Here is a 2,154-nt window from a genome sequence, read left to right on the forward strand (position 1 = left end):
TATTCTTTCTATCAAATCAGAATCAATCAAACCTTTAATATTGTTGTTAAAAGTTTGTGATTTTATTCCGTGTTGATCTAAAAATTTTTTCTTTGTTATCGAGCCGTAAGAGACAACATTCTCATGATTCATATTTTGGATCATAAACTTGAACATTTCATGCTTAACTGAATTTAGCCCTTTAACTCGGCACAGATCATTTATATACACCTTTGCAAACTCTGGCTCGTACGAGATTTCCCCCGTATCCTTGTCAAAATATTTAGCACCCACAAGATACCCCAAAAAAAGTATAACAGTAATGGTGCGAACTATTACACATCCCTTTTAAAAAGTAAATGAAATACTTAAAAAAAAGTATATCAAATATGTAATACTTTTTCTTGATGACCTATCATCCCGCATAGCGGTATTCACTATCCCGCATAGCGGTATTCACTATCCCGCATAGCGGTATCTATCATCCCGCATAGCGGTATTAGATTTCACTCTAGCCCTTATTCTATATAGATTCTCTTCTCTTATATCAAAGTCTCTCTTAAATGCTCGCTAATTTGCACAATCATCAAAACAGGTTTGTTTTGTACTGACGGGCAACGCTTGGGCGTTGCTGTGTCTGACGCTTACAGCCACAAATTTGTGGACAATTTCCGCAAGCGGAAAGCGCTAACGCTTTGACGCACAGATTTGCGTCTGTAAGCGTCTTAGTTAATTACACATACCTACATACTCTTTTTATGATTTAACGGCTGTATGAGCCTTACAGGGCGTTAGGATTGCAGATAAAAACTAGACCAGATAGGTCTTTTAGAAAAGAAAGAGAGTGGGTTCCTTTTAGCGTAGTCACTTCTGGCTATGCAGTACATAAAGTGTTATTGCATAATCTTGAATAAATATGCGAATAAACATTGTCAAAGCCAGCGCGTTTAGCTGGCTTTTTTTGTACCTGAACATGCAGCATGTAGCCCGACAGGGAGAAGCTCACCCACCCGATATTGTGGGATCGCATAAAGCGGATTGAGCGAGAACCTACCCACTCAAAGACACGTAAAAATCTAGCCTTTCACCATGCCAGAATACCGCTTGCAGAGCATCACAGCGACAAAGCGGCGTGATGCTACTGCAACCCACCGAAAAAACGCCCACGTCACTCCAAAACGTTACTAAAATGTTAATACGTCACTTTTAAATGAGATCTAATATCAACTACATGCCTGTACGTCAATTTTTACCGCTTGTTGCCCCGTTTAATTCATCAGTACGTCACTTTTTTACAGACCTTCGGTCTGTAAAAAAGTGATACGTCAACTTTATTGATATCCTTTCTCATTTAGGTGTATGTACGTCACCTTGTTCCGCGCACTTTCTATGTCGTCGCCCCGCTTCGCGTTGTAACATCTATCCAATCACACTATTCTAGTTTGATTAGCGGGATTCGGATTTTGTCCGACAGTCGTCCCGACTTGGACAAAATCCCCGCCCTGTGGGGCTACTCTGCGAGGCAATGTTTTTATGGACAAGAAGTTTACATTTCGATTATCAAAAGAGGCTTTCTCATTCTTGGAGGAAGAGACAAACACTAAAGGATACAGCTCAACTTCTGCGTTATTGCGTGCGAAGTTAGAAAATGAAGTGCGTGACGAACGCCTATTTTCAGAGTTCAGAAATGACATCCTGAACTATAAAAACGAAATGGCTAGGATTGGTAGCAATTTGAATCAAATTGCACATAGGCTGAATTTGTTTATTCCTGTTGGTGCGGATGAAATTAAGCCAGATTTGGTAACACTTAATAAAATGATGGTGCATTTGAACCTGTCTTTATCGGAGGCTCTTGTTAATGTTGATACGTCCAGAAGATGAGCTAAGAGGGTTAGGGGAAAACGCACTTTTGGGGACTTGTGTGACACGCACACGGAGGGTAGTATTTTCCATAGTCCTTTTCCTATCTCAGTTAGGCTTTAGGGTTAGCTTTCTATTGGTGTTAGAGCACCAATAGAAAGCGCTAGTATTATCTTAATCTTCCGATTCAGTTATTGTTACGTTGTCTTCCTTTCCGTCTTTTGAATATGTGGTCTTCCATTCTATGGATTGCACTTTTGACCACTCGACCTTGACAGCATATTTCTTATTAACTCTGAATTCCGCCTTACC

2 protein-coding genes are annotated in these 2,154 nt (G+C 40.1%); one reads left to right on the forward strand and one right to left on the reverse strand.

Annotated elements, in window-relative coordinates; all coding sequences use genetic code 11:
* Window positions 1-273, reverse strand: a 273-nt coding sequence (locus tag AB4484_RS13285) for a replication/maintenance protein RepL (protein ID WP_372078633.1), incomplete at its 3' end; no start/stop codon positions are given.
* A gap of 1,239 nt (window positions 274-1,512) precedes the next feature.
* Between AB4484_RS13285 and mobC the strand changes: the two genes are divergently transcribed.
* The gene (gene mobC / locus AB4484_RS13290) at window positions 1,513-1,863 is read left to right on the forward strand and encodes a plasmid mobilization relaxosome protein MobC (RefSeq protein WP_372078635.1); all 351 of its coding nucleotides are present in this window, start codon (window positions 1,513-1,515) and stop codon (window positions 1,861-1,863) included.
* The last annotated feature ends 291 nt before the right edge of the window (window positions 1,864-2,154 follow it).

The sequence above is a fragment of the Vibrio sp. 10N.261.46.A3 genome (assembly GCF_041472995.1).
GTDB lineage: Bacteria > Pseudomonadota > Gammaproteobacteria > Enterobacterales > Vibrionaceae > Vibrio > Vibrio coralliirubri.

Excerpts from the sequence above, each read along its gene's own strand:
- mobC (WP_372078635.1), top strand. The coding sequence starts at position 1,513 with ATGGACAAGAAGTTTACATTTCGATTATCAAAAGAGGCTTTCTCATTC.